The organism is Microbacterium salsuginis (assembly GCF_012524205.1).
In the GTDB taxonomy this organism is placed as follows: Bacteria; Actinomycetota; Actinomycetes; order Actinomycetales; family Microbacteriaceae; genus Microbacterium; species Microbacterium salsuginis.
The window spans coordinates 1-21528 of record NZ_JABACI010000002.1 but is presented as its reverse complement, the minus strand read 5'-3'; the positions used below and the strand labels follow the sequence as shown (position 1 = coordinate 21528).

The following is a 21528-nucleotide window of genomic DNA, read 5'->3' as shown; positions in this document are numbered from 1 at the left end:
TCTCTCGTGTCCGACGCTCCCCAGAACACCGAGATCACGCCCGAGGCGGTGACCGCCGCCGTCGACGATGCGCTCGCCGCCATCGCCGCTGCCGACGACACCGCGGCGCTCAAGGCCGCACGCTCCGCCCACGCCGGGGAGGGGTCGACGCTGGCGAAGCTCAACTCCCGCCTGCGCGACGTGCCGAACGAGAAGAAGGCCGAGTTCGGCAAGCTCGTCGGCCAGGCCCGCGCGCGCGTGAACCAGGCCTTCTCGGCCCGTGAGGAAGAGCTCGCCGCGGCAGAGACCGCCGCTCGGCTCGAGGCGGAGCGCGTGGACGTCACGGCGCTGGCCTCTCGTGCCCGCGTCGGGGCGCGGCATCCGATCTCGCTCCTGCAGGAGCAGATCGGCGACATCTTCGTCGGCATGGGGTGGGAGATCGCCGAAGGCCCCGAGCTCGAGCACGAGTGGTTCAACTTCGACGCCCTCAACTTCGACGTCGACCACCCCGCGCGCCAGATGCAGGACACGTTCTTCGTCGATCCCGTCGAACGCCACCTCGTGATGCGCACGCACACCAGCCCCGTGCAGGTGCGCTCGATGCTCGAGCGCGACCTGCCGCTGTACGTGCTGTGCCCCGGTCGCGTGTACCGCACCGACGAGTTCGACGCGACGCACCTCCCCGTCTTCACGCAGTTCGAGGGCATCGTCGTCGACAAGGGCATCACGATGGCCCACCTCAAGGGCACGCTCGACCACGCCGCCAAGGTGCTGTTCGGAGCCGAGGCCAAGACGCGGTTCCGCGCGAACTTCTTCCCGTTCACCGAGCCGTCGGCCGAGCTCGACCTCTGGCACCCGACCTTCAAGGGCGGCGCGCGCTGGATCGAGTGGGGCGGCTGCGGCATGATCAACCCCAACGTGCTGCGTGCGGCGGGGATCGACCCTGAGGAGTACTCGGGCTTCGCGTTCGGCATGGGCATCGAGCGCACGCTCATGTTCCGCAGCGACGTGCAGGACATGCGCGACATGGCCGAGGGCGATGTCCGCTTCAGCGAGCAGTTCGGAATGGTGGTCTGATGCGCGTCCCGCTCTCCTGGTTGCGTGAGTACGTAGACCTCCCGGCCGAGGCCACGCCCGAGGACGTCCTCGCGGCGCTCGTGCGTGTCGGCTTCGAAGAAGAGGACGTGCACCGCTTCGACCTGCACGGCCCGATCGTCGTGGGCGAAGTGGTCGAGTTCGTCGAGGAGCCGCAGTCCAACGGCAAGACGATCCGCTGGTGCCAGGTCGATGTCGGCGAGGAGCACGGGGGAGTGCGCGGCATCGTGTGCGGCGCACGCAACTTCTTCGTCGGCGACAAGGTGCCGGTGACCCTGCCGGGCGCTGTGCTCCCCGGGCCGTTCCCGATCGCCGCCCGCAAGACCTACGGGCACGTCTCCGACGGCATGATCGCCTCGGCACGCGAACTCGGCCTCGGGGAGGAGCACGACGGCATCCTCCGCCTGGTCGAACTCGGCATCGATGCCCCGGTCGGCACCGATGCGATCCCGCTGCTCGGCCTCGACGATGCGGCGGTCGAGATCAACGTCACGCCCGACCGCGGGTACGCGCTGTCGATCCGCGGCGTGGCGCGCGAGTACTCGCACTCGACCGGCGCGGCGTTCCGTGATCCCGCCGACAGGTCGTGGGACGAGGTCGCACCCGGATCGGGCTTCCCGATCTCGATCGACGACCAGGCTCCGATCCGCGGGCGTGCCGGGGCGACGGAGTTCGTCGCCCGCGTCGTCCGCGACGTCGACCCGACCAAGCCGACGCCGGCCTGGATGATCGCGCGCCTGACGCTGGCGGGCATCCGCTCGCTCGGCATCCTGATCGACATCACCAACTACGTGATGCTCGAGCTCGGCCAGCCGATCCACGGATACGACCTCGACAGGCTGCAGGGCGGCATCACCGTCCGCCGCGCGCACGCGGGCGAGAAGCTCGAGACGCTCGACGGCAGGGAGCGCACGCTCGACCCCGAGGACCTGCTCATCACCGACGACTCCGGCCCGATCGGCCTGGCGGGCGTCATGGGCGGTGGCACCACCGAGATGAGCGGGTCCACCCGCAACGTGCTGATCGAGGCGGCGACCTTCGACACCGTCTCGATCGCGCGGACCGCGCGCCGGCACAAGCTGCCGTCCGAGGCATCGCGCCGCTTCGAGCGGGGCGTGGATCCGCTCGTGCCGTTCGTCGCCGCTCGCCGTGTCGCAGATCTCATGGTCGAGTACGCCGGCGGGACCAGTGACGAGGAGTACGGCGGTGCCGTCTTCGCCGAGGTGTTCGTCGCAGGGATCGAGCTGCCGCCGCTGTTCGTGCCGCACCTCATCGGGGTGGACTACACGCCGGGGCAGATCGAGAGCGCACTGCGCCTCATCGGCTGCGAGGTCGTCGAGGCCGAGGACGACGCCGCAGGCTGGCACGTCATCCCGCCGTCGTGGCGTCCCGACCTCACCGACAAGTGGACGCTCGCCGAGGAGGTCGCCCGCATCGAGGGCTACGACCGCATCCCGTCCGTGCTGCCGCTTCCGCCGTCGGGCCGTGGGCTGACGGCGGCCCAGCAAGGCCGTCGTCGCGTCGCGAACGCACTGGCTGCGGCCGGCTTCGTCGAGACGCCCTCGTTCGGATTCACCACCGAGGAGCAGAACGATCTGCACGGATCGCCTTCGGGCGCGCACCTGCCGAGCGTCAAGCTCGCCAACCCGCTCGACGGGCAGGCACCGTTCCTGCGCCGCTCGCTGATCCCCGGACTGCTGCAGGTGGCGCACCGCAATGTGTCGCGCGGCTTCACCGACCTCGCTCTGTTCGAGACCGGAGTGGTGTTCCTGCCCAAGCCCGGCGTGACGTACGGCACGCCGCACGTGCCGCCGCTGGCGGTGAGGCCGGATGCCGCCACGCTGGCCGAGCTCGACGCGTCGATCCCGCCGCAGCACCGCCACGTCGCGGTGCTGCTCGCGGGCAACCTCGTCACCAAGCAGCCGGGCGTCGCGCCGGTCGCCGCCGAGCTCTCGGACGCCCTCGACGCCGTGCGCACGATCGCGGGTGCCGCCGGCGTCACGATCGACGTGGCACAGGGGCAGCGCGCCGCGCTGCACCCGGGCCGGACGGGCCTGCTGTCGGTCGCCGGCGCCGAGGTCGGCTATGTCGGTGAGCTGCTGCCGGCTGTTGCCGAGGCATCCGATCTTCCGGGTCGCGTCGTGGTCGCCGAACTCGACCTCGATCTCGTGCTCTCGCTCGCGGGCGAGAAGGTCGTCGCGGCGTCGCTGTCGGGCTTCCCGGCCGCCACGCAGGACGTCTCGCTCGTGGTGCCCGCCGACGTCCCGGCCTTGGACGTGCGGGCGGCGCTCCTGGAAGGCGCGGGCGAACTCCTCGAGTCGCTGCGACTCGTCGACGACTACCGCGGCCAGGGCGTGCCCGAGGGGGCCAAGAGCCTCACGTTCGCGCTGCGCTTCCGCGCACCCGACCGCACGCTGACCGCCGCCGAGGCGACCGAGGCGAAGCTGGCCGGCGTGGCCGCGGCCGCCGACCGCTTCGGCGCCACGCTGCGCGAGTAGGCCGGCGGCGCCTTCCGCCGAGGGCGCTGCCGCGCGGTCGACGTCCGTTTCGAAGCGCGCACTTTGCCTGGCTGCCCGGCCCGAAACGGCAAAGTGCGCGATTCGAAAGCCTGTGGATAGCCGCAGCGGCGCGGCGGATCGCCGTGGCACGGTAGCGGCATGACCGTGAACGATCCGCTGCCCGATGAGGTGAACGACGCGTTCCCCGTGTGGCTCGCGCGCGCCAACGGAGTATCACGTGTCCGGCTGAGAGGGAAAGACCTCGAGTCGCCGTTCTACGGTGTGCGCTTGCGCGGCGACGCCGTCGCGCCCGTTGTGCAGACGGACGACCCTTACGAATACCAGCGACGGCTGCGTGTCGCGCGTGCCCGCCAGTATGCCCCGCGGCTGCACACGGGCCACTTCTACAGCCACCAGACCGCCGCCTCTGTCTGGGGAGGGCCGTTGCCGCTGTCCTTCACGCCCGCCGGGCAGACCGCCGGAGCAGCGGACCTCGAGTTGCACGTATCAGCGTTCGGTCACCTTCCCTTCCCACGAACGGCAGGAGTCACGGGACATCGAACACTCCAACGCTTGACCGAACTCGACGAGCATGACGGCTTGCGGGTCTCATCGCCCGCTGCGACCTGGGCATCACTGGGCACGCTGCCGCTCTTCGACCTCATCGCGCTGGGCGACTACTTCTGCCGGAGGTGGCGCGCGGGGTACGGCCGGCCTGACGTCGGGCGTGAGCCGCTGGCCACCGTCGACGGACTCCGAGAAATGGTCGAGGCCGGACGTCGCCGCGGGGCCGCGCGCCTGCGCCAGGCGCTCGCAGCAATCCGCGAAGACTCGTGGTCACCCCGGGAGTCGCGAGTGCGCTGCATCCTCGTGGCTGCCGGGATCCCCGAACCCGACCTCAACGTCGACATCTTCGACGCGTACGGCCGCTTCCTCGGCTGCGTCGACATGGTCTATCGCGCTCAGCGCGTCGCGATCGAGTATCTCGGGATGCTGCACGGCGAACAGTGGGCTCAGGATGTCGAGCGGATGGCCGCGCTCCGCGCAGCCGGATGGACGGTGATCGAAGTCACTTCGCTCCTGTTGAAGCGTCCGGAGGAGCTGGTGGCCCGCGTGCGAGCCGCGCTGTCGTCCTGACATCGGCTTTCGAATCGCGCACTTTGCACGGCTGGGTGCTGCGAAGGAGCCAAGTGCGCGATTCGAAGCGATCACGCCGCCGAGGGCGGAACCGGATGCCGGGAGCCCGCGCGTCTGGTTGGCTGATGCCATGACCGACGTGTTGGTGCTGGGTGGTACAGGCTGGGTGAGCGGGCGCATCGCCGAGCGGTGGGCGGATGCCGGAGCATCCGTCACCTGCCTCGCCCGTGGAGGGCGGCCCGCTCCGTACGGGACGACGCTCGTGGTCGGCGACCGCGACATGGCCGGCGCCTACGACGGCGTCGCGGCACGCGAGTGGGACGAGGTCGTCGACATCTCGTCGAATCCCGTGCACGTGGGCGAGGCGCTCGGGGCGCTCGGGCGCCGCGCGAAGCACTGGACCTACATCTCCACCGTGTCGGTGTACGCCGACCCCGATCAGCCCGGCGCCGACGAATCGGCCGCCGTGCTGACGCCTGCGGGCCCGGGCGAGGACGAGGACTACGGCCGCGCGAAGGCGAAGGCCGAGGCATCCGTCCGCTCCGCTCTCGGACGGCGCGCGGCGATCGTGCGTCCGGGGCTCATCGTCGGACCGGGGGACCCGACCGATCGCTTCGGGTATTGGGTGGGGCGGTTCGCGCTCGCGGCGGGCGGCGACGTGCTCGTGCCGGATGCTGCGGACCGGGGGGCGCAGGTGATCGACGTCGACGACCTCGCGACCTTCGTGCAGGCGCTCGGCGCGGAACGGTGGACCGGCGTGGTCAATGCCGTCGGTGATCCGGTGCCGCTGGACGCCTTGCTCGGCGAGGCGCGGAGCGCGGCAGCGCACACGGGCGCGACCGTCGCGGTTCCGGACGCGTGGCTCGAGGACCGCGAGGTGGCCCACTGGTCCGGGCCTCGATCGCTGCCGCTGTGGCTGCCTCGCGACATGCCGGGGTTCTGGACGCGATCCAACGCCGTGTACCGGCTCCTCGGCGGGCGACTTCGTCCACTGGGCGAGACCGTGGCACGCACCCTCGACGACGAGCGGGCGCGCGGACTCGACCGCGACCGCCGGGCCGGGCTGTCGCGCGCCGACGAGCTCGCGCTGCTGTCTGAACTCGCCGGCTGAGGCGCGTACTTCTACGTCACGGCACGATACGGCGCGGCTGACGCTGGTTTCGAATCGCGCACTTTGCACGGCTGCCTGGCCCGAATCTGCAAAGTGCGCGATTCGAAAGCCGACGGTCGATCGCGTAGGGCGGATTTGCGGATGCCGCGACCGGCCCGCTAGGGTCGGCGCATGCCTTCGGCGGTCCAGGTTCTCGCAGCGCTCGTTCCGAGCGCCGCGCGCGTGCGCCGACCGCGTCTGGGCCAGCGCCGACTCTAGGCGACCCCGTACGCCGTCCTGTCATGGACGTCTGCGAGCGGGCGTCGCCGTCTCCGGCCCCCGCACCCAGACTCTAAGGTGGAATCCATGACATATTCGGTCGCCGTCTCCGGCGCATCCGGCTATGCGGGCGGCGAGATCCTGCGGATCCTCGCCGCGCATCCCGACGTCGAGATCCGCACCGTGACCGCGCACTCCAACGCGGGACAGCCGCTCATCCAGCACCAGCCGCACCTGCGGTCGCTTGCTCATCTGACCCTGCAGGACACCACGCCCGAGATCCTCGCGGGCCATGACATCGTCTTCCTCGCCCTCCCGCACGGCCAGTCGGGCCAGTACACCGACGCGCTCGGCGACACGCCGCTGGTCATCGACGCAGGCGCCGATCACCGGCTCGAGTCGGTGGCCGACTGGGATCGCTTCTACGGCGGCGACTTCCACGAGCCGTGGGTCTACGGGGTTCCGGAGCTGCCGGTCGCGGGTGCGAAGCAGCGCGAACGACTCGTGGGCGCCAGGCGCATCGCAGCCCCCGGTTGCAACGCCTCGACCGTGAGCCTGAGCCTCGCGCCGGGTGTCGCTGCGGGCGTGATCGACCCGGGCGACATCGTCACCGTTCTGGCGGTGGGGCCGTCGGGCGCGGGCAAGAGCCTCAAGGCCAACCTGCTGGCCAGCGAGATCCTGGGCAGCGCCAATCCCTACGCCGTCGGCGGCACGCATCGGCACATTCCCGAGATCCGGCAGGCGCTCGTGGCCGCCCGCACGTCGGGCGAGGCGGCGATTGAGTTGACGGATGCCCCGGACCGCGGCATCCGGATCTCCTTCACTCCCGTCCTGGTGCCGATGGCGCGCGGCATCCTTGCGACGTCGTCGGCTCCGATCGCGCCGGGCGTCACGGACGACCAGATCCGGGCCGCGTGGGAGGCGGCGTACGGCGACGAGACGTTCGTGCAGCTGCTTCCGGCCGGCCAGTTCCCGCGGACCGCCGACGTGCTCGGCGCCAACACCGCCCTCATGGGGCTTGCGATCGACCGCGCTGCGAACCGCGTCGTCGTCGTGACGGCGGTCGACAACCTCACCAAGGGCACCGCCGGCGCCGCGGTGCAGTCCATGAACATCGCGCTGGGTCTCGACGAAGGCACGGCGCTGACGGTGAACGGAGTTGCCCCGTGAGCGTCACCGCGCCCCAGGGTTTCGAAGCGGCCGGAGTGGCCGCGGGCCTCAAATCGACCGGCAAGCCCGACGTCGCGGTCGTCGTGAACCGCGGGCCGCTCAAGGTCGGCGCCGCCGTGTTCACGAGCAACCGGGCGAAGGCGAATCCCATCATCTGGTCGGAGCGGTCAGTCCAGGACGGGGTGGTCGAGGCGATCGTCCTGAACTCAGGCGGTGCGAACTGCTTCACCGGGTCGTTCGGCTTCCAGACCACGCACCAGACCGCCGAGAAGGCGGCTGAGCTGCTCGGTGTGAGCGCCGGGGATGTGCTGGTGTGCTCGACCGGACTCATCGGCACCGGCGACGAGGTGTTCCGGGCCAAGGTGCTCGGCGGCACGGCGCAAGCGATCGCCGAGCTGTCGGCGGACGGCGGGGAGGCGGCATCCCTCGCGATCATGACGACGGACTCGCGGCCCAAGCGCGCCGCGCACACGCAGGACGGCTGGACGATCGGCGGCATGGCCAAGGGTGCCGGGATGCTGGCGCCGGGCCTCGCCACCATGCTCGTGGTGATCACGACCGACGCGGTTCTCACCGCCGAGGAGGCCGACGCTCACCTCCGTCACGCCACGCGCCTCAGCTTCGATCGCCTCGACTCGGACGGCTGCATGTCGACCAACGACCAGGTCACGCTCATGGCCAGCGGCGCGTCGGGCATCACGCCCGATCCCGACGCCTTCCGCGAGGCACTCGCCGAGATCTGCACCATTCTCGCGGAGCAGCTGCAGGGCGACGCCGAGGGTGCCAGCCACGACATCACGATCTTCGTGCAGAATGCGGCATCCGAGGACGACGCTCTCGAGGTCGGCCGCTCGGTCGCCCGCAACAACCTCTTCAAGGCGGCCATCTTCGGCAACGACCCCAACTGGGGCCGCGTGCTCGCTGCGATCGGCACGACACAGGCCGCTTTCGACCCGTACGACGTCGACGTCTGGATGAACGGCGTGCGCGTGTGCGCCGCCGGCGGCCCCGATCGGCCGCGTGAAGAGGTCGATCTGACTCCTCGCGCCACCGCGGTGATGATCGACCTGAAGGTGGGGACCGCGTCGGCCCGGATCCTCACCAACGACCTCACTCACGACTACGTCCACGAGAACAGCGCGTACTCCTCATGACAGACCTGCAAGACACGGATCCCGGCGAAGCCAGCGCCCGCGCGGTCACGCTCATCGAGTCGCTGCCGTGGCTCAAGCGCTTCCGCGAGCAGATCGTGGTGGTGAAGTACGGCGGCAACGCGATGGTCTCGGAAGAGCTCCAGGATGCCTTCGCCGCCGATATCGCCTACCTCCGCTACGTCGGGGTCAAGCCCGTCGTGGTGCACGGCGGCGGTCCGCAGATCTCGTCGATGCTCGACCGCCTCGAGATCCCGAGCGAGTTCAAGGGCGGCTACCGCGTCACCTCGACCGAGGCGATCTCGGTCGTCCGGATGGTGCTGACCGGCCAGATCAACCCGCAGCTCGTGTCGAAGATCAACGCGCACGGTCCGGTCGCCACCGGCCTCAGCGGCGAGGACGCGGGCCTGTTCGGTGGCCGCCGCCGCGGCGTGGTGATCGAGGGCGTCGAGCACGACCTCGGCCGCGTCGGCGATGTGGTCGAGGTCGACCCGCAGCCGGTGCTCGACCAGCTCGCGGCCGGCCGGATCCCGGTCGTCTCCAGCATCGCGCCCGACCTCGACCACCCGGGTCATTCGCTCAACGTGAATGCGGATGCCGCGGCATCCGCTCTCGCGGTGGCGCTCGGGGCGGCCAAGCTGGTCGTGCTCACCGACGTGCCGGGGCTGTATGCCGACTGGCCGAATCGCGACTCGCTCGTGTCGCACCTGACCTCGACGGACCTGCGCGCGATGATGCCGCGGCTCGAGTCGGGGATGATCCCCAAGATGTCGGCGTGCCTCGAGGCCGTCGAGGGCGGCGTCGAGACCGCGGCGATCATCGACGGGCGGGTGCCGCATTCGGTGCTCGTGGAGATCTTCACCAGCAAGGGAATCGGAACAGAGGTGGTGCTCGGATGACGTGGCAGGAAGACGCGGGGCGCGACCTCGTACGCAGCTTCGGCGAACGGATGGCGCTGTTCGTGCGAGGTGAGGGCTCGTACCTGTGGGATGCCGAGGGGCGGCGATACCTCGACTTCCTCGCGGGGATCGCGGTGGACTCGCTCGGCCACGCCCACCCGGCATTCGTCGAGGCGATCTCGACGCAGGCGGCGACCCTGGCGCACGTCTCGAACTACTTCGCGACGCCGCCGCAGCTCGCCCTCGCCGCGACGCTCAAGCGCCTCGCCGGTACCGGCGATTCGGGCCGCGTGTATTTCGGCAACTCGGGCGCCGAGGCCAACGAGGCCGCCTTCAAGCTCGCCCGCCTGCACGGCGCCCAGAGCCGCCGGGCGGGAGCCGACCGCCCCCGTATCCTGGCGCTCAAGGACGCGTTCCACGGTCGCACCATGGGCACCCTCGCCCTCACGGGCAAGCCGTGGATGCAGGAGCCGTTCCTGCCGATGACGCCCGGCGTCGAGTTCATCGACTCGACGGCCGACGCTCTCGAGGCGGCGATCGATGACCGCGTCGCCGCGCTCTTCGTCGAGCCCGTCAAGGGCGAAGCCGGTGTGATCGACCTGCCCGAGGGCTATCTCGAAGCGGCGCGCGAGATCACCGCGCGCCACGGCGCACTGCTGATCATCGACGAGATCCAGACCGGCGCGGGCCGTACGGGGGAGTGGTTCGCCTTCCAGCACGCCGGCATCACGCCGGACGCGATCACCGTCGCGAAGGGCATCGGCGGCGGCTTCCCGATCGGAGCGCTCATCACCTTCGGCGCCGCGAGCGAGCTGTTCTACCCGGGCACGCACGGGTCCACGTTCGGCGGCAACGCCTTGGGCACCGCCGTGGCGGGCGCCGTGCTCGGCGAGATCGAGCGTGCGGACCTGGTCCGCAATGCCGCCGAGCGGGGCGAGCAGCTGCGCGAGGGGATCCTCGGCATCGACTCGGAACTGATCGCCGGATGCCGCGGCCGCGGGCTGCTGCTGGGCGTGGCGCTGCGCCATCCCGTCGCCAAGGCCGTCGTCTCGGCGGCCCAGGAGCACGGCCTGGTGATCAACGCCCCCAACGACGAGACGATCCGGCTCGTGCCGGCGCTGACCATCGGCGACGTCGAGATCGACGAGTTCCTCGCGCTCTTCACCGCGGCACTGCGCACCGTCGAGGACGCGCTGCTCCTGGAGCCCGCGCACGATGCCACGGAGGTTCCCGCATGACCCGCCACCTGCTGCGCGACGACGACCTGAGCCAGGCGGAGCAGGACGAGATCCTCGACCTCGCCGTCGCCCTCAAGAAGGATCGCTGGAAGCTCAAGCCGCTCGAGGGACCGCAGACCGTCGCGGTCATCTTCGACAAGTCCTCCACGCGTACCCGGGTCTCGTTCGCGGTCGGGATCGCCGATCTGGGCGGTTCCCCGCTGATCATCTCGACAGCGAACAGCCAGCTCGGCGGCAAAGAGACCCCTGCCGACACGGCGCGAGTCCTCGAGCGCCAGGTGGCGGCGATCGTCTGGCGCACGTATGCGCAGGCAGGGCTCGAGCAGATGGCCGCGGGCACGCGCGTCCCGGTCGTCAACGCGCTCAGCGACGACTTCCACCCTTGCCAGCTGCTGGCCGATCTGCTCACGATCAAGGAGCACAAGGGGAACCTCGCGGGCCTCACGCTCGCGTTCTTCGGCGACGGCAAATCGAACATGGCGCACTCCTACGTCCTGGCGTGCGTGACGGCCGGCATGCACGTGCGCGTCGCCTCGCCCGAGACGTACGCGCCCCGCGACGACGTGATCGCCGACGCCGACCGTCGTGCCGAGCAGACCGGCGGTTCCGTGACGCTCTACACCGATCCCAACGAGGCCGCGGCCGGTGCCGACGTCGTCGTCACCGACACCTGGGTGTCGATGGGCAAGGAGGAGGAGAAGCTCGAGCGGCTGCGCGACCTCGGCGGGTACAAGGTGACCCAGGAGCTGATGGCCCTCGCGAAGGACGACGCGATCTTCATCCACTGCCTTCCTGCCGATCGCGGCTACGAGGTCGACGCCGAGGTCATCGACGGCCCGCAGAGCGTCGTGTGGGACGAGGCCGAGAACCGCCTCCATGCCCAGAAGGCGCTCCTGGTCTGGCTGCTGCGCCAGGACTGAGATGTCCCGCGGGTACCTCGCCACACGCTGGGACCGCCTCAACGCGCCCCCGCGCATCCTCGGCGTCGACCTGGCGCGGTCGCTCGCGGTGCTGGGGATGTTCGCCGCGCATCTGCTGTGGATCCGGGGACCCGTCGAGCTCGCTGAACCGGCCTCGTGGCTGGCGGTCGTCCAGGGGCGCTCGTCGATCCTCTTCGCCGTCCTCGCCGGCGTCTCGATCGGCCTCGTGACCGGTGGCCGCGTGCCGCTGGCCGGAGATGCGGCGGCGACCGCGCGGCTGCGGCTGGTGGTGCGGGCCTTCGTGCTGTGGCTCCTCGGCATCCTGCTCATCCTCACCGGCGTCCCGGTGTTCGTGATCCTTCCCGCCTATGCCCTGCTGTTCCTCGTCGCCGTGCCGCTGACCCGGCTCACCGCGCCCACGCTCCTCGTCCTGGCGGCGGGGCTCGCGCTCGTCATGCCGTTCGTCCAGGTCGCGCTCGATGCGCTGCCGCTGTGGTCCATGATCGGCGGGCACGAGCTGGCGCTCGCGATCGGATGGCACTACCCGTTCACGACGTGGATCGCGTTCGTGGCCGCGGGCATGGGGGCCGCCCGCGCCGGCGTCACCCGCCGCCACGTGCAGTGGTGGCTGCTGGGCGCCGGGGGCGCGCTCGCGGCGCTCGCGTACGGGTTGCACGCTGCCTCCGGCGCGGACGAGCAGTCCGAGGCCATGTCCTACCTCGGGGCGGTGTGGACCGCACGTCCGCACTCCAGCGGGCTGCTCGAGGCGGTCGGGTCGGGAGGGTTCGCGCTCGCCGTCCTCGGCGCGAGTCTGCTGGTATGTCGCACGGTCGTGCGCTGGGCCGTGCTCCCGCTCCGCGCAGTCGGCGCGATGCCCCTCACCGCGTACACGCTGCAACTGGTGGTGTGGGCGATCATCGCCTCCGTCGTGCTGGGGGACTCCGGCGATCTCAGCGGCTTCCGCGATCTCGAGCCGTTCTGGCCGCTCACCCTGGGGACCGTCGTCTTCTGCACCGCGTGGGCGCTGCTGGTCGGCCGCGGTCCACTCGAGGCAGCTGTCGACCGCGTGGCCCGCCTCACGGTGCGGGACGCGCCGGCGCGAGCCGCCGCGCCCCGTCGCTAGGCTGGACCGGTGAGTGAATCCAAGGCCGACGGCACCAACGAGGGCGCACTGTGGGGAGCCCGCTTCGCCACAGGCCCCTCACCCGAACTCGCCGAGCTCAGTCGCTCGACCCATTTCGACTGGGACCTCGCGCTCTACGACATCGCCGGCTCGCACGCCCACGCGAAGGCGCTCGCCGCGGCCGGCTATCTCACCGCCGACGAAGAGCGCGCCATGCACGAGGGGCTCGACACCCTCGCTCGAGGGATCGGCGACGGCACCTTGCGGCCGTCTGAGTCGGACGAAGACGTCCATGGTGCGCTGGAACAAGCGCTCATCGCGGTCGTCGGTCCGGAGCTCGGCGGCAAGCTGCGCGCGGGGCGCAGCCGCAACGACCAGATCGCGACGCTCGTCCGGATGTACCTCCTCGACCACTCGCGCACGATCGCGCGCGACATCCTGCGGGTCGTGGATGCGCTGGTGGCGCAGGCCGAAGCCCACCCGGACGCGATCATGCCGGGCCGCACGCACCTTCAGCACGCGCAGCCGGTGCTGCTCGCCCACCACCTCCAGGCGCACGCCTGGCCGCTGGTGCGCGATCTCGAGCGACTGCGGGACTGGTCGGCACGCGCGGCGGTGTCGCCGTACGGCGGCGGCGCGCTCGCCGGTTCGACCCTCGGGCTCGACCCGCAGCTCGTCGCCCGCGAGCTGGGACTCGATCGTCCTGCCGAGAACTCGCTGGACGGCACCTCCTCGCGTGATGTCGTCGCGGAGTTCGCGTTCATCGCTGCGATGATCGGCATCGACGTGTCGCGGTTCGCCGAAGAGATCATCCTGTGGAACACGCGCGAGTTCGGCTTCGTCACGCTCGACGACGGATACTCCACCGGCTCGAGCATCATGCCGCAGAAGAAGAACCCCGACATCGCCGAGCTCGCACGCGGCAAGGCGGGGCGTCTCATCGGCAACCTCACCGGTCTGCTCGCGACGCTCAAGGCCCTGCCGCTGGCGTACAACCGAGATCTGCAGGAAGACAAGGAGCCGGTCTTCGACTCGGTGCGCACGCTCGAGACGGTGCTGCCCGCGTTCGCGGGGATGATCGCCACGATGCGGTTCGACACCGAGCGCATGGCGGCGCTCGCCCCGCAGGGCTTCTCGCTCGCGACCGATGTCGCCGAGTGGCTCGTGAAGCGCGGCGTGCCGTTCCGGGACGCCCATGAGATCTCGGGCCACCTGGTCCGGGTCTGCGAAGAGAACGGCATCGAGTTGCACGAGGTCACCGACGAGCAGCTCGCGGGCGTCTCGGCGCACCTGACCCCCGAGGTGCGAACGGTGCTGAGCGTGGCGGGCTCGGTCGCGAGCCGCACCGGCACCGGTGGCACGGCCCCCGTCCGGGTCGGCGAGCAGCGTGTCGAACTGGTCGAGCGGGTCCAGTCGGCCGCGCACGCTCTCGGCATCTGAGCGCTCCACCACCCAGGTCTCCCGACGGCGCGGGCCTGGTCACCGGATCAGCGTCGTCGGCTCACCAGATCGCCAGGCGCACCAGTGCCGCCACGGCGCACGCCCACACGAGGCTCGCGAGCGTGCCGATGATGAACCTCTCCCTCGCCTCCGCCGCCGCCAGCTCAGAGAACCGGCCGATGCCCTTGAGGGCGACCACCACGGCGATCGATTCCGGGAACCCCGCGATCAGGCCCAGGGCGACGGCGATCCGCTCGAGGTAGCCGATGGTGGTGCCGCCGCGCAGCACTTCGCGTACGGCGCCTTCGGTCCCGCCCGCAATCGAGGGCGCCCGCAGCAGGATGCCCCCGTTGTCGCCTTCGGGAACACGTCCGTGCGTGGCGATCTCGAGCACTCGCCGCGTGACCGGGTTGCCGCCGAGCACGGAGAGGGCCGTGCCGAGCAGCGCGATGCCGAGCCCGACGAACAGCGGCACGTTCACCGGCGACACCGTCACGACCAGCACGCACAGCACCACCAGCACCCCGGCGATGATGAGCGGCACGTCGGTGGGCTTGCGCAGGCTCACCACCACCAGGACCAATGCGCCGCAGAGCGCGAGGAACAGGAAGATCGAGAGCGCGGCGATCAGCACGACGTCGGGGGAGACCATGTGGCTCAGTCTGACACGGGCCTTCGACGTGGCCCGGGTGCGGCATCCGGTGCGGTCCATCCCCGGCTGAACGCTCTGGCGGGGCGGGCGGTCGGGGCGTACCGTGGCCCCAGGGGGACGGCGATGGGGAGAGCCGTGCGTCTCGTCGGACGCGTATCGGGCTCACGCCGTGCATGTGCGTCCGCGCGTTCACGCGGGCGGATGGGGGAGCGATGAGCACGCACACGAAGGAACGCCGCGGGATGCCGGGGGCCGGTCGGACAGCCGCGGTCGCGGTCGCGGTGTCGGTCACGGGGATGCTGATGGTGCCGGCCGCGCCCGCCACCGCGGATCTGCAGGATCAGCCGCCCTCCGTGTCGGTGACGATCCTGGCCGGACCGGAGGGCGACGTCTCGACGGTGAGGGCCACCGTGTCCACACGCGGTGCGGACGCCGTCGCCGCGGAGATCGACTGGGGCGAGGCCGGGCCCCCGGAGCAGGTGACGATCGCGCGGCTGGCTCGCGGCGTCGACCATGTCTACGGAGATGACGGGACCTACTCGATCGCTGTGACAGTCACCGACGAGGATGGGGCGGTGGGGGTGGAGGCAGTGCCCCTCGAGGTGCGCAACCTGCCTCCGGAGGCCGAGCTCGCTGTCGACGGCGTCGTGGAGTTCCCAGGCGGCGACTACGTCGTGACCCGCGTCGACGGCTCGGTGGAGGCATCCGTCGAGTCACTCGATACGGGCAGCGACGATGCGACCTTCACGTGGTCCACCGGCGCGGTCGCGCAGGTGTTCAACGACGGGTTCGGTCCCGATTCGCCGCTCAGCCCTGCCGGGACCGCGCCGTTCACGGCATCCGGTGCCGTGACCGAGCGCTTCGCCACCGCGGGGGTCGGATATCTCAAGGTGTCGGTGGACGACGGCGACGGCGGGGTGACGGATGCCGTCACCGGAGTGGTCGTGACGGGAGACGCCGACGCGGCTCACGGTCCGGCGTGGTGGACGCACCGATTCTCGGGCGCGGCGGACGACCCTGCGATGGATCCGTCGACGGCCGCCGCGTACCTCGACGTCGTGGCGGCGGTGTCGGAGGTCTTCGACGAGCACGACGCCGCGGGCTCGCTCGGCGATGCGTACGCTCTGCTGGCTGAGCGCGCCGGCGATGCGGAGAAGCGCGCGGCCGCCGAGCTCCTCGCTGCGTGGCTGCACTTCGCCAGCGGTGCGGTGACCTGGGATGCCGAGATCGTCCTCGATGGGACGCCGACCACCTTCCTCGAGCTGATGACGAGGGCGGAGTCCGCGTTCGAAGCCCGGAGTACCAGCGACGACGAGCTGCGTCGGCTGGTCGAGGATCTCAGCGACGTGCGTCGATCGGCGTCGTGACCTGCCGGTCGAGGTTCTCCAGAACGCGTTCGAGGGCGGGCACGGCCGCCTCCTCGGCCCGCAGCGCCGCCGTCTTCGCACGCAGGCTCACAGCGCCTTCCGAGATGCCCAGCCGAGACGCCGCCTCCCGCTGGGTCAGGCCTCGAGCCAGCAGGTCGTGAACCTCCCAGCCTTCGGCCGAGCGTCGGTCGCGGAGTTCGATGAGGAGGCGCACCAGAGCCTCGGCGTCGGCGCCGTTCTCGGGTGCCGTGATCGCCACGCGTGTCGTCGCCTTCTTGGCGCGGTCGACGGCGTCGCGCGCGTTCAGGAACGCCTCGCCTCGGGCTGCCCTCACTGTCGGCGGCAGCGGGGACTCGACCGCGCCGACGCCGACGCCGACGCTCCAGGTCTGCGACCGCGTCAAGTCGAGCACGATGGCGAGCACGGTCGCGCCGTCGGAGACGGCGACCTGGATCTCATCGCCGGCGGTGCGCTCAGGCGCGAGCGGCAGGCGCGCACCACCGCGGCGCCCCACGCTCGAGAGCGCATCGGGCACCAGGTCGGCGCTCGTGCGACTGTCGCGCTGGTCAGCGGTGATCACATACATCTGTCGCCCTTTAGTCGTGAAGCTGAACTAATGGTGAGTTTAGCTTGTGCGCTTCATCTTTGAAAGACTACAGGCTAAAGCACGACAGAGTTAAGTTCCTAGACGATATTCGGAGCCGAGGACTCTGCGGGCGTTGCCGTCGTCGAGCGACGGTCGAGTTCTCCGCGGTACCAGTCCAGCTTCTCGTCGAGCCGGGCCTGCTGCGCCAGAAGCTCCTCGAGCTCGCGGCGCACGGCCGTCGCGTGCTCCTCGAGCAGAGCGATGCGATCGGGGATCGTGCCCTCGTCCTGGCAGAGCTCGCCGTACCGGCGCAGCCGCTCGATCGGCATTCCCGTCTCGCGCAGGCACTTGAGGAACCCGAGGGTTCCCACGTCCGCCTCGGAGAAGACCCGATGACCTCCGGCGGTGCGGGCCACCCGCGGAAGAATGCCTTCGCGCTCGTAATACCGCAGCGTGTCGAGCGAGAAGCCCGAGATCGCCGCAGCCTCGGCGGGGGAGTATGTCGCCATGTCTTTCAGCCTAGAGCTTGACCTGGAGCGAACTCCAGGTTGCACAGTGGATTCATGACCACTCCGACTCCTCCCACATCCCCGCTCGTCCTCGGTGCCATGATGTTCGGCACCACCATCGACGAGGACACGTCCTTCGCGCTGCTCGACCGCTTCGTCGAGCGGGGCGGGGTCTGGATCGACACCGCCGACTGCTACAGCTTCTGGGCGAGTGAGACGGGTCAAGGCGGCGACAGCGAGCGCGTGCTCGGACGCTGGCTGGCCGCACGACCCGGAGTGCGCGATCGCGTGCGCATCGCGACCAAGCTCGGGGCCGAGCCGTTGTGGGCCGGCTCGTGGCCGGACCGCCGCGCAGGCCTGTCGCGCCGGGCCGTGCTCGAGGCGTTCTCCGGAAGCCTCGAGCGCCTGGGCGTGGACGCCGTCGACCTCCTCTGGCTCCATCAGGAAGACCGCACCACGCCGATCGAAGAGACCGTGGAGGCGTTGGCAGAGCTGACCGGCGGCGGTTTGACCGCCCGCGTCGGGGCATCCAATCACCCGGCATGGCGGATCGAGCGCGCCAGAGCGCACGCGCGCCACCTGGGCGCCACGCCGATCGACGCCCTGCAGCTGAACGCGACGTACCTGCGCGTACGACCGGGCACGCGGCCCCCTGGGGTCGAGCACCGGTTCGGTGTCTACAGCGACGAGCAGCGGGACTACGCCGAGACGCACGGACTCGAGGTGTGGGCGTACACGCCTCTGCTCGGCGGCGCGTACGACAATCCCGAGAAGGACATTCCCGAGGTGTACGAGCATCCCGGCACGTCCCGGCGCCTCGCCGAACTCGATGCCGTCGCGGCCGAGCTCGGCGCGACTCGTGGCCAGACGGTGCTCGCGTGGCACGTCGCCCACGGCGTGCGGCCCATGCTCGGCGGCAGCAAGGTCGCCCAGCTCGACGCCGCGATGGATGCCGTGCGCATCAGCCTGACGGCCGAGCAGCTCTCGCGCCTCGATCAGCCGGCGTAGGAGCGGATGCCTCGGCCCGGCGCTCGAGCCGGGCCGGGGCATCCGTCGCTGATAGCCTGAACCGCGTGTCTGAAACCGTCGTGAGCGCGACCGCGCCCGCCAACGACCCGACGTTCGAGAACGTGTGGGACGAACTTGTGTGGCGCGGACTCGTGCATGTGTCCACCGATCAGGAAGCGCTGCGCGCGCTGCTCGCCGGGGACCCGATCACGTATTACTGCGGGTTCGACCCGACGGCGCCGAGCCTGCATCTGGGCAACCTCGTGCAGCTGCTCACGATGCGCCGCCTGCAGCTCGCCGGACACAAGCCGCTGGGGCTCGTCGGAGGCTCGACCGGACTCATCGGCGACCCCCGGCCCTCGTCGGAGCGCACGCTCAACACCAAGGAGACGGTGTCGGAGTGGGTGGGCTACCTGCGTTCGCAGGTCGAGCGGTTCCTCAGCTTCGAAGGCGACAACGCGGCGCGCATCGTCAACAACCTGGACTGGACCGCGCCGATGAGCGCGATCGACTTCCTCCGTGAGATCGGCAAGCACTACCGGGTCGGCACGATGCTCAAGAAGGATGCGGTCGCCGCGCGGCTGAACTCCGAGGCCGGCATCAGCTACACCGAGTTCAGCTATCAGATCCTGCAGGGACTGGACTACCTGGAGCTCTTCCGCGCTTACGGCTGCGTGCTGCAGACCGGCGGCAGCGACCAGTGGGGAAATCTCACGAGCGGCGTCGATCTCATCCACTACGTCGAGCACGAGTCGGTGCACGCGATCGGCACGCCGTTGATCACCAACAGCGACGGCACCAAGTTCGGCAAGAGCGAGGGCAACGCGATCTGGCTCGACCCGGCGATGTGCAGTCCCTACCGGATGTACCAGTTCTGGCTGAACACCGACGACGCCGATGTGATCACCCGCATGAAGATCTTCACGTTCCTCACTCGCGACGAGATCGAGGAGTACGAGCGCCTGGTCGCCGCAGAGCCGTTCCGGCGCGAGGCGCAGCGGCGGCTCGCGCGTGAGGTGACGACGTTCGTGCACGGGACGGATGCGGCATCCGCCGTGATCGCGGCATCCGACGCGCTCTTCGGTCAGGGCGACCTCGCCACGCTCGACGCGGCCACCCTGCGTGAGGCCTTGCAGGAGCTCCCGAACGCGTCGGTGCCGGCGGGGACGCCCGTGGCGCGCGCGCTCGTCGACACCGGGCTCGTGTCCAGCCTCTCCGAGGCGCGCCGCGCCATCGCCCAGGGCGGTGTCTCGCTCGACGGCGACCGTGTTCCCGACGAGTCGGTCGAGGTGACCGGCGGGCTCCCCGGTGGGGTTTCGGTGCTGCGGCGCGGCAAGAAGACGCTCGCCGGCGTCTTCGTCCAGCGCTGACCCCGACCCTGCCGAAGGGCGCGCATGCCGTTCACACCGAGCCACGCGGTCGTCGCTCTGCCGTTCGTGCGGACGCCGCTCGTACCGGCGGCGATCGCGGTGGGCGCGATGACACCTGATCTGCCGCTGTTCGTCCGGGGTCTTCCGCTGCACTACGGGCGCTCCCACGCGTTCGAATGGATTCCCGTCACGGTGCTCGTGGCGCTCGCGCTGTTGCTGGTGTGGCGGTGCGTGCTCCGACCGGCGACACGCGAGCTCTCGCCGGTGTGGATGGCGAGGCGATTGCCGGGTGATTGGGATGCCGGCGTGGCCGTAGCCCTCCGTGAGACGCTGGCGATCTCGGCCGCTGACGACGGCGGGCCGCGCCGGTGGCACGTCTCGTGGGGCGGCTTGCTCCTGCTGCTGGCATCGCTCCTGCTCGGCGTCGCCAGCCACATCGTGTGGGATCTCTTCACTCACGAGGGTCGCTGGGGGGTCACGGCGATCCCCGTCCTCGAGGAGCAGTGGGGTCCCCTCGCCGGCTTCAAATGGCTGCAGCACGGGTCCACCGCACTGGGGCTCGCCGTCATCGGGGTGTTCCTGGTGCTGTGGCTGGCACGCCGCCGACCCGTGGCATCCGTCGCCCGTGCGGTGCCGTCGTGGGTGCGCTGGACGTGGTGGCTCTCGCTGCCCGTCTTTCTGATCGTGGCGTGGTCGTGGGGGCTCGTCGCGCTCGGCCCGCTCGACGCCGAGTTCACCGCGGCGCACCTCGCGTATCGGGTGCTGCCCCCGGCCTGCGCCCTATGGGGCGGGCTCACGGTGGTGCTGTGCATCCTCGTGCAGGTGCTGGTGCGGAACCGCTCGGCCGGCCACATCGCCGATCCGGCGTCGTAGGCGCGTTCGCTGCCCGTCCGACGAGCGGGGGAGTGGAACGATACCCCCCGCGAGACAGGTGTGACCAGGGCCTCGTCGGCGCGGAGGCGATCGCCTAGCGTTCGACGGGTGGACGAGGACAGGCCGGGAGCACAGGAATGGGTGCCAGACACCGGCGGCATCGGCGAGCTGCGCGAGGCGGTGCAGGGATGCCGCGGCTGCGAGCTGTGGCGCGATGCCACACAGGCGGTGTTCGGCGAGGGCGGCGAGGGTGCGCGCATCATGCTCGTCGGGGAGCAGCCAGGAGACAAGGAGGACCGGGCGGGGGAGCCGTTCATCGGACCCGCTGGACGCATCCTCGATCAGGCCCTCGAGGCCGCCGGCATCGATCGCAGCGAGGTGTACGTCACGAACGCCGTGAAGCATTTCCGCTTCGAGGAGCGCGGCAAGCGCCGCATCCATCGCCGTCCGGATGTCGGGCACATCGAAGCGTGCGGGCCGTGGCTGGACGCGGAGCTGGATCGTGTCGACGCGTCGGTGCTCGTGTGTCTCGGCGCGACCGCAGGGCGTGCGGTGCTCGGGCGTCCGGTCAAGATCTCGGCGGAACGCGGAGTGGTGCAGGCGTTCGGACGCCGCAGCGTCACGGTCACCGTGCACCCGTCGGCCATCCTCCGAATCCGCGAGCGCGACCCTCGGGAGTTCGCCTTCGAGGAGTTCGTCAGAGACCTCGGCGTGGCGCGGGATGCCGTGCGGCGACCCGCGTCCTGACGCGCGACACGCCCGGGGTGCAGTGCCGATTCGACCGATGGGCCAGGCTCACGTAATGTTTTACCTGTTCGCCCCAAAGGGTAGAGCGGAGAGGCCGAGAGGCCCCGCCCCCTCAAGAGGAGAACCGATCCCCTTCAGTATCTCGCATTGAGCGAGTCGGCCTTCGGGTCTATGATGGGGAGTCCCCTCCGGGAACCGCGGTCGCCGCCGGTGCAGATGATTCAAGATCGTCTGCGCGTCGGTTTGACAGACGGACTGGCTGGGGTAAGATAGTGAAGTTGCCCTGCTGTGCTGGCTGCCTTGTGTGGTGGTTGGTGGGTGGGTGCGTCTGATCCTTGAGAACTCAACAGCGTGCACTTGTCAAATGCCAAATAACCTCGTCGGCCATCTTTTGGTG

19 protein-coding genes are annotated in these 21528 nt (G+C 70.4%); 16 read left to right on the top strand and 3 right to left on the bottom strand.

The window, feature by feature from the left end; all coding sequences use genetic code 11:
• The first annotated feature begins 6 nt into the window (after positions 1-6).
• The 11 genes from pheS (at position 7) to argH (ending at position 14019) form a co-directional block, all read left to right on the top strand.
• Entirely contained in the window at positions 7-1056 is a 1050-nt protein-coding gene (pheS, locus tag HF576_RS07160; protein ID WP_168912141.1) for a phenylalanine--tRNA ligase subunit alpha, read from the top strand.
• The gene (pheT, locus tag HF576_RS07155) at positions 1056-3572 is read left to right on the top strand and encodes a phenylalanine--tRNA ligase subunit beta (RefSeq protein WP_168912140.1); all 2517 of its coding nucleotides are present in this window, start codon (positions 1056-1058) and stop codon (positions 3570-3572) included. The genes pheS and pheT overlap by 1 nt, the downstream gene beginning before the upstream one ends.
• 159 nt (positions 3573-3731) lie before the next feature.
• Entirely contained in the window at positions 3732-4709 is a 978-nt protein-coding gene (locus HF576_RS07150) for a DUF559 domain-containing protein (protein WP_168912139.1), read from the top strand.
• A gap of 130 nt (positions 4710-4839) precedes the next feature.
• Entirely contained in the window at positions 4840-5820 is a 981-nt protein-coding gene (locus HF576_RS07145; RefSeq protein WP_168912138.1) for an NAD-dependent epimerase/dehydratase family protein, read from the top strand.
• Between the two features lie 345 nt (positions 5821-6165).
• Positions 6166-7248 carry an N-acetyl-gamma-glutamyl-phosphate reductase gene (argC, locus tag HF576_RS07140; protein WP_168912137.1) on the top strand — a complete coding sequence of 361 codons (1083 nt, stop codon included), beginning with the start codon at positions 6166-6168 and terminating at the stop codon, positions 7246-7248.
• On the top strand, positions 7245-8402 hold the full coding sequence (argJ, locus tag HF576_RS07135) for a bifunctional glutamate N-acetyltransferase/amino-acid acetyltransferase ArgJ (protein WP_168912136.1): 1158 nt from the start codon (positions 7245-7247) through the stop codon (positions 8400-8402). The genes argC and argJ overlap by 4 nt, the downstream gene beginning before the upstream one ends.
• A complete protein-coding gene (argB, locus tag HF576_RS07130; RefSeq protein WP_168912135.1) occupies positions 8399-9298 on the top strand; it encodes an acetylglutamate kinase in 900 nt (299 codons plus the stop codon). The genes argJ and argB overlap by 4 nt, the downstream gene beginning before the upstream one ends.
• Entirely contained in the window at positions 9295-10536 is a 1242-nt protein-coding gene (locus HF576_RS07125) for an acetylornithine transaminase (protein WP_168912134.1), read from the top strand. The genes argB and HF576_RS07125 overlap by 4 nt, the downstream gene beginning before the upstream one ends.
• Entirely contained in the window at positions 10533-11456 is a 924-nt protein-coding gene (gene argF / locus HF576_RS07120; protein ID WP_168912133.1) for an ornithine carbamoyltransferase, read from the top strand. The genes HF576_RS07125 and argF overlap by 4 nt, the downstream gene beginning before the upstream one ends.
• Position 11457: 1 nt before the next feature.
• The gene (locus tag HF576_RS07115) at positions 11458-12579 is read left to right on the top strand and encodes a heparan-alpha-glucosaminide N-acetyltransferase domain-containing protein (RefSeq protein ID WP_168912132.1); all 1122 of its coding nucleotides are present in this window, start codon (positions 11458-11460) and stop codon (positions 12577-12579) included.
• A gap of 9 nt (positions 12580-12588) precedes the next feature.
• The gene (argH, locus tag HF576_RS07110) at positions 12589-14019 is read left to right on the top strand and encodes an argininosuccinate lyase (RefSeq protein WP_168912131.1); all 1431 of its coding nucleotides are present in this window, start codon (positions 12589-12591) and stop codon (positions 14017-14019) included.
• 61 nt (positions 14020-14080) lie between these two features.
• Here argH and HF576_RS07105 read toward each other — a convergent pair whose 3' ends face one another.
• Entirely contained in the window at positions 14081-14671 is a 591-nt protein-coding gene (locus HF576_RS07105) for a hypothetical protein (protein ID WP_168912130.1), read from the bottom strand.
• A gap of 212 nt (positions 14672-14883) precedes the next feature.
• Between HF576_RS07105 and HF576_RS07100 the strand changes: the two genes are divergently transcribed.
• Complete coding sequence (locus tag HF576_RS07100; protein WP_168912129.1) at positions 14884-16038, top strand: PKD domain-containing protein; 1155 nt, start codon at positions 14884-14886, stop codon at positions 16036-16038.
• On the opposite strand, the gene HF576_RS07095 is transcribed toward HF576_RS07100, so the two are convergent.
• Entirely contained in the window at positions 16010-16624 is a 615-nt protein-coding gene (locus HF576_RS07095; protein WP_168912128.1) for a DNA-binding protein, read from the bottom strand. The two genes, HF576_RS07100 and HF576_RS07095, sit on opposite strands and share 29 nt — an antisense overlap.
• Before the next feature lie 98 nt (positions 16625-16722).
• Positions 16723-17133: a MerR family transcriptional regulator gene (locus HF576_RS07090; protein WP_168912127.1), complete on the bottom strand. Its 411-nt coding sequence runs from the start codon at positions 17131-17133 to the stop codon at positions 16723-16725.
• A 54-nt stretch (positions 17134-17187) separates the two neighbouring features.
• Between HF576_RS07090 and HF576_RS07085 the strand changes: the two genes are divergently transcribed.
• From HF576_RS07085 to HF576_RS07070, 4 genes are all read left to right on the top strand, one after another.
• Positions 17188-18141: an aldo/keto reductase gene (locus HF576_RS07085; protein WP_168912126.1), complete on the top strand. Its 954-nt coding sequence runs from the start codon at positions 17188-17190 to the stop codon at positions 18139-18141.
• A gap of 65 nt (positions 18142-18206) precedes the next feature.
• Positions 18207-19511, top strand: coding sequence for a tyrosine--tRNA ligase (tyrS, locus tag HF576_RS07080; RefSeq protein WP_168912125.1), 1305 nt, complete (start codon positions 18207-18209; stop codon positions 19509-19511).
• Positions 19512-19535: 24 nt separating this feature from the next.
• A complete protein-coding gene (locus HF576_RS07075) occupies positions 19536-20384 on the top strand; it encodes a DUF4184 family protein (RefSeq protein WP_168912124.1) in 849 nt (282 codons plus the stop codon).
• A 108-nt stretch (positions 20385-20492) separates the two neighbouring features.
• Positions 20493-21131 (top strand): UdgX family uracil-DNA binding protein, encoded by a 639-nt coding sequence (locus tag HF576_RS07070; protein WP_168912123.1) that lies wholly within the window; start codon positions 20493-20495, stop codon positions 21129-21131.
• The last annotated feature ends 397 nt before the right edge of the window (positions 21132-21528 follow it).

Coding starts and splice junctions, on each gene's coding strand:
- HF576_RS07100 (WP_168912129.1), top strand. CDS start 14,884: ATGAGCACGCACACGAAGGAACGCCGCGGGATGCCGGGGGCCGGTCGG.
- HF576_RS07145 (WP_168912138.1), top strand. CDS start 4,840: ATGACCGACGTGTTGGTGCTGGGTGGTACAGGCTGGGTGAGCGGGCGC.
- pheT (WP_168912140.1), top strand. CDS start 1,056: ATGCGCGTCCCGCTCTCCTGGTTGCGTGAGTACGTAGACCTCCCGGCC.
- HF576_RS07075 (WP_168912124.1), top strand. CDS start 19,536: ATGCCGTTCACACCGAGCCACGCGGTCGTCGCTCTGCCGTTCGTGCGG.
- HF576_RS07105 (WP_168912130.1), bottom strand. CDS start 14,671: ATGGTCTCCCCCGACGTCGTGCTGATCGCCGCGCTCTCGATCTTCCTG.
- argC (WP_168912137.1), top strand. CDS start 6,166: ATGACATATTCGGTCGCCGTCTCCGGCGCATCCGGCTATGCGGGCGGC.
- HF576_RS07085 (WP_168912126.1), top strand. CDS start 17,188: ATGACCACTCCGACTCCTCCCACATCCCCGCTCGTCCTCGGTGCCATG.
- HF576_RS07090 (WP_168912127.1), bottom strand. CDS start 17,133: ATGGCGACATACTCCCCCGCCGAGGCTGCGGCGATCTCGGGCTTCTCG.
- HF576_RS07115 (WP_168912132.1), top strand. CDS start 11,458: ATGTCCCGCGGGTACCTCGCCACACGCTGGGACCGCCTCAACGCGCCC.
- HF576_RS07150 (WP_168912139.1), top strand. CDS start 3,732: ATGACCGTGAACGATCCGCTGCCCGATGAGGTGAACGACGCGTTCCCC.
- argF (WP_168912133.1), top strand. CDS start 10,533: ATGACCCGCCACCTGCTGCGCGACGACGACCTGAGCCAGGCGGAGCAG.
- argB (WP_168912135.1), top strand. CDS start 8,399: ATGACAGACCTGCAAGACACGGATCCCGGCGAAGCCAGCGCCCGCGCG.
- HF576_RS07095 (WP_168912128.1), bottom strand. CDS start 16,624: ATGTATGTGATCACCGCTGACCAGCGCGACAGTCGCACGAGCGCCGAC.
- HF576_RS07125 (WP_168912134.1), top strand. CDS start 9,295: ATGACGTGGCAGGAAGACGCGGGGCGCGACCTCGTACGCAGCTTCGGC.